This is a genomic window from Schlesneria sp., assembly GCF_036405755.1.
GTDB lineage: Bacteria > Planctomycetota > Planctomycetia > Planctomycetales > Planctomycetaceae > Schlesneria > Schlesneria sphaerica.
Map to the genome: position 1 here is coordinate 1 of NZ_DASWWZ010000432.1, position 5498 is coordinate 5498.

A 5498-nucleotide genomic window follows, 5' to 3' on the forward strand; every position below is an offset into this window, starting at 1 on the left:
AATTGCTCGCGTACCCACTGGACGACTTTCTCCGTTCCTTCTTTTTGCCGAATGCTGATCATCATGAAGGGGCGTTCCCCGCGATTCTTCAGGCTGTCGCGGCGCATGACTTCCAGATCCGCTCCGACGTGCGGTGCCAGATCGATCTTGTTGATCACCAACAGGTCGCTGTTGCAAATCCCCGGCCCCCCCTTGCGTGGAATCTTGTCGCCTTCGGCAACATCAATAACGAAAATAAACTTGTCGGCCAGTTCGCGAGAGAAGACCGCCGTCAGGTTGTCACCACCCGATTCCACGATGACCAGTTCCAGTCCGGGAATCTGCCGCTCGAAATTGGCGATCGCACTGAGGTTTGCGCTGGCGTCGTCGCGAATCGCCGTGTGCGGGCAACCCCCGGTTTGCACCCCCATGATGCGTTCCAGTGGAAGTGCCTGGCGTCGTGACAGGAACTCGGCATCTTCGTGCGTATAGATATCATTCGTAATGACGGCCAGATTGATCTCTGGCCACAGGGCGTGACAGAGGGCTTCCAGCAATGCTGTCTTGCCGGATCCCACTGGACCACAGACACCCAGGGTGAATGTTTTTCGGTTGTTGACCGCAAAGCGGCTTCGTCCGCTGGCCATCTCGTCGTTGTAAGGGAGATGAAAGCGAAGTCCCAGACGGGACAGTCGTCGCTGGCCACGTCGTCGGGGATGGAAGATCTCTCGCGGTTCGAGGCCGTTTTCATGACCGGAACATGCGGGAATAAAGTCGAGTCTGTTCATCACAAAGAACCTCATAAAAGGGGCAACCGGCACCGGCTGTTTCGGCGTCGCGATCGACGAGGGTCGCAACAAGCTCAACAATGTCGTCTTGAAGATAGGCCAGCACCTGTTGTCCGTGTGTGTGGCCGACCGGAATGGCCCTGACTCCGGCGCCGATCATGCCAAGTGCGGCCTGATTCATATAGGCGGTCAGGACGTCCGTGGGTTCTCCCCCGGCAATGGCACCCATGAGCCCGAAGGCGACTGAGTGATGCCAGCCGCGAAGCTCTTCACCCGTTCCTGACAGGCAGGCATGGAGTTCTGCTTCGCTCCAGGCCCACGTTGCCCCCAGTGCAAGGAGCTGTTCGCCCATTTCTCGGCTGGCGCTCCTCACAGTGGGGGGAAGAATGGATGCCTCGGCCTGACGGTTAAGTCGCCGTAAGGTGGCCGAGTCGCGATTTTTACCGGCACGGCAGCCGGCTGCGACCAGGACCCCTTCCAATGGACCAAGGCAGGTCTTCAGCCAGCGACGCGTCCACGTTTCCAGGGTCCCGGGATCATGGACGATCCCGCGACCCATGGCTCCTTCAAGTCCCCAGGAATGTGTGTAGCCTCCAATTGGCAACGCCGAATCAGAAATCTGAAGCAAACGGAGGTTCATCGTTTTCCTGGGCTAGACCGTAATCGTCGTCAAGTAACCGCTGGCGCAGAGGCCATCGTTTAGAACAGGAAGTATCGCTGTGTCATCGGCAGCGTGGCAATCGGCTCGCTGCTGACCTTTTCACCATCAACCCACACCTGATACGTGTCGGCGTCGATGCGGATATCAGGAGTGGCCTCGTTGCGAACCATGTTCTTCTTGCCGATGTTACGGCAGTTTTCGACGGCGACGAGTTCTCGCTGCAGGCCGTATTTCTCGCCGATGCCGGCATTGATCGAGGCCTTGGAGACGAACGAGACGCAGGTCTTGGAGAGTGCCCGACCGAAGGCACCGAACTGAGGTCGCATGTAGACCGGTTCGGGCGTTGCGATACTGGCGTTGGGATCACCCATCTGAGCCATCACGATCATACCACCCTTGAGCACAAGGAACGGCTTGATGCCGAAGTACTTTGGCTCGTAAAGGACGAGGTCTGCCAGCTTGCCCCCTTCGATACTGCCGACACAATGGCTGATTCCGTGAGCGATGGCGGGATTCAGAGTGTACTTGCAGACATATCGCTTGACGCGTTCGTTATCGTTGCGCGAACTGTCTGACGGAAGCGGGCCGAACTGCACCTTCATTTTGTGTGCGGTCTGCCAGGTTCGCAGGATCATTTCACCCACGCGACCCATGGCCTGTGAGTCGGAACTCATGATGCTGATGATGCCGCGGTCGTGAAAGACATCTTCGGCACCGATGGTTTCCGCTCGAATACGGCTTTCTGCGAAAGCGACGTCTTCGGGAATCGACTTCTTCAGGTGGTGACAGACCATCAACATATCGAGGTGTTCGTCGATCGTGTTGTGGGTGAAGGGACGTGTGGGGTTGGTACTGGCGGGCAGCACGTTAGCCTGACCGGCCACTTTCATAATGTCGGGAGCGTGACCACCCCCGGCACCTTCCGTGTGGAAGGTATGAATCGTGCGTCCCTTGAACGCGGCGATGGTGTCATCGACGAAACCGCATTCATTCAGCGTGTCGGTATGGATGGCTATCTGAATGTCATAGTCGTCGGCCACATTCAGGGCGTTGTCGATGACTTCGAGAGTGGTGCCCCAGTCCTCGTGCAGCTTGAGCGTACAGGCACCGGCTTCGATCTGGTCTTTCAACGGTTTGGGAAGGCTGCCGTTGCCTTTGCCCATGATGCCGATGTTGATGGGGAGCGCTTCGAAGCTCTGCAGCATCCGCATGATGTTCCAGGGACCTGGCGTACAGGTCGTCGCCCATGTCCCGGATGCAGAGCCTGTTCCCCCGCCGATCATGCTGGTCACGCCGGTGGCGATGGCGACTTCGACCTGCTGGGGGCAGATCAGATGGATATGCGAGTCGATCCCCCCTGCGGTGACGATCTTTCCTTCGCCCGAAATGATTTCTGTTCCAGGGCCGATGACCAGACGGGGGTCAACGCCGTCCTGAACCAATGGGTTGCCCGACTTTCCTACGGCCACGATCCGGCCGTCGCGAATTCCGATGTCCCCTTTGACAATTCCCCAGTGATCGATGATGACCACATTCGTGATCACCAGATCGCAGTGAGGGGGACTCATGGGTTCGTCGAGAGGGCACTGGTCCTGCCCGTCGCGGATCGACTTACCTCCTCCGAACACGGACTCTTCACCGTAGGACGTATAGTCCTTTTCGATTTCGATGATCAGTTCGGTATCGGCCAACCGAACCCGGTCGCCCGTCGTCGGTCCGTACTTCTCTGCATAGGCCTGGCGGGAAAGTCTTGTACCCATGGGATGAGTCCCTTCAGCAAATCAAATTTTGGAGGATCGAACTGGTTCGTCGGGAGTGCAGTGGCCAGGTGGCGGCGCCATTACGGAGTCATTGCTGCGGCAGCAGAACTACTTGGATGACTTCGGCGGCTTGGTCGCTTTGGCGGTTTTCGCCTGCCCTTCAGGCTCGGCTGGCTTGTGTCCGAAGTTCTGCTCAATACAGCGTTTCATGCTGCATTCACGGGTGTAGGGATCATCCAGACGGCCCATCACCAATCCGTTAAATCCGTAGATCACCCTGTGGCCCAGATAAGGGATCAGTTTGACTTCTTTGACATCACCTGGTTCGAAACGAACGGAGGTTCCGCTGGGGAGGTCCAGTTTCTTCCCGTAAGCCAGCGATCGATCGAAGACGAGGGCGCGATTGACTTCGAAGAAGTGGAAGTGAGCACCAATTTGAATGGGTCGGTCACCCGTGTTGTTGACCGTGATTGTCGTGATCGGACGTCCCTTATTCAGCTCAATGTCTTCGCCATCAAGGATGTACTCACCAGGAATCATGGGAGGCCTCTCTAAAAATTTGGCAGGGGACAGTTCTTAACCAGGAATGCCGGGAGACGGCAGTGGACGAAAGGTGATTTAACGAATGGGTTCGTGAACGGTGACAAGCTTGCTTCCGTCCGGGAAGGTTGGCTCCACCTGAATCATGGTGACCATTTCCGGAACACCTTCCATCACGTCATCTCGAGTGAGGATTTCGCGTCCACTGCTCATGATCTCGGCAACTGACTTGCCGTCACGGGCGAGTTCCATCAATTCCGCTGTGATCAAGGCGACCGATTCGGGAACATTCAATTTGAGTCCGCGCGCTTTGCGATCGCGGGCTACTTGAGCTGCCACGTAAATCAGCAGCTTGTCACGTTCTTGAGGTAGCAGATTCATCGTTTCATTCCTCGGATAGAAATACCTGAGAGCCCCGGCACAAGGACCCGGTGATCAGGAGGGGGATGCCGCTGATTTTTTCAACAAACTTGCTTCGGTCCAACCGAGCAACATGACCAGCCAGGTCGTCAACACGAAGGGGGCCGTGAGGGCCGGAAGCCCCAATGTGGGGATGAGTTCCGTCACGGGCACGGAGAGGATCATTCCCAGCAAGGGGGGAATGACCGACTTTCGCCACAGATAGAGTGCGACGGCAGTCAGAGTCGCGTTGTACCCATAGAGGCCTAAAGCGATGTTGTCAGAGTGCGCATGCTCGAGAAGTCTCTCGATATGCAGCGCGTCAGAACCCGCGGTGGCGTGGTAGGCGGACACCAGCATTCCCACCACCGACCCCAGGAGAACCCAAACAGCATGCGTCCGGTTGCTGATCGCGATTCCCAGCAGGAAGAAGACACCCCCCCAGAGAGTCCCCTGGAACATGACTTGTCCAATTCCATGGGCAATCACAGAAAGAACACCGACATCCCTCAGCGGAGCACCCGGGTCAACGTGGACCGCACCCAGCGACCGGCCCAGGAAGTAGATGCCCCAGGTCGTCACAATAAAGGGGGTCGTGTAGGTGGGAAATGGAAGCGAATGTCGCATCCAGCGTGTCAGGAGTGTGGCGACCACGCAGCCCACAAGCAGCAGAAGGAGTGAAACGAGCCCGGGGCGAAAATAGAAAAACGTCGCCATGCCCACCAGTGCGGAGTTAAATCCGTAGATACCCGCCCTGGTTTCGCCTTCATCAAATTTGAGCGTACGGGCGGTGGCCAACCCGATCAATGACCCGACGACGCCACCGACTGCCTCAAGAGGAGCGCCGAAGGCGATCCCGATGACGAACAGAAGTCCGGAAAGGGCATTCTCCTGGAAGAAAACCTGTCCGATCCCCTTCAGCACAACGGCCGCATTCTCCCACAGCAGATCCGGGGAGGCGACGGAATTGGGAAGCGGAGTGTCGGTCTGGCTAGTGCTCACACTCGCCTCCTGAAAATGATGGGCCCAGTGGAGGGGTTCGAGCCTGAACAGCTCGGCCATTCCACATCAACATGTCAACAAGCGACAATCATGCACTCAAGTGCGAAAACGAAAAACGTTCATCAAGGAGAATCAGGATCATAGCACGACAATTTTGTTCAGACAGAATCGTCTTATGAGGCTTGGCCTCTTCGTCAATGGTTCACTATGGCAACAATGCCTCATCGGCCGGTGGGCCTTCGTTCGAGAGAGAAATTACAAATCCACCAAATCTTCTTCGGTGGAAAAGGATCTCGCTAAAGTTTTGGCAGCAAAAGAAATGCAAAAATTTTGTAGTCTGATCGGCAGCCGTTTGCAAGAAACAAGTCA

General features: G+C 56.6%; 7 protein-coding genes. 1 reads left to right on the plus strand and 6 read right to left on the minus strand.

Annotated features, from left to right (window positions below):
• The 6 genes from ureG to VGE80_RS14800 form a co-directional block, all read right to left on the minus strand.
• The coding region (gene ureG, locus VGE80_RS14775; RefSeq protein ID WP_440593198.1) for an urease accessory protein UreG at positions 1–626 on the minus strand (626 nt) is incomplete at its 3' end.
• 100 nt (positions 627–726) lie between these two features.
• On the minus strand, positions 727–1407 hold the full coding sequence (locus VGE80_RS14780; RefSeq protein WP_397571713.1) for an urease accessory protein UreF: 681 nt from the start codon (positions 1405–1407) through the stop codon (positions 727–729).
• A 59-nt stretch (positions 1408–1466) separates the two neighbouring features.
• Positions 1467–3188 (minus strand): urease subunit alpha, encoded by a 1722-nt coding sequence (gene ureC / locus VGE80_RS14785; RefSeq protein WP_397571712.1) that lies wholly within the window; start codon positions 3186–3188, stop codon positions 1467–1469.
• 108 nt (positions 3189–3296) lie between these two features.
• A complete protein-coding gene (gene ureB / locus VGE80_RS14790) occupies positions 3297–3728 on the minus strand; it encodes an urease subunit beta (protein WP_373649982.1) in 432 nt (143 codons plus the stop codon).
• Positions 3729–3806: 78 nt separating this feature from the next.
• Positions 3807–4109, minus strand: a complete 303-nt coding sequence (locus VGE80_RS14795; RefSeq protein ID WP_373649983.1) for an urease subunit gamma — start codon at positions 4107–4109, stop codon at positions 3807–3809.
• Positions 4110–4163: 54 nt separating this feature from the next.
• A complete protein-coding gene (locus tag VGE80_RS14800; protein ID WP_373649984.1) occupies positions 4164–5129 on the minus strand; it encodes an urea transporter in 966 nt (321 codons plus the stop codon).
• Between the two features lie 175 nt (positions 5130–5304).
• Here VGE80_RS14800 and VGE80_RS14805 point away from each other — a divergent pair.
• On the plus strand, positions 5305–5498 hold a 194-nt coding region (locus VGE80_RS14805; protein ID WP_440593197.1), incomplete at its 3' end, for a hypothetical protein.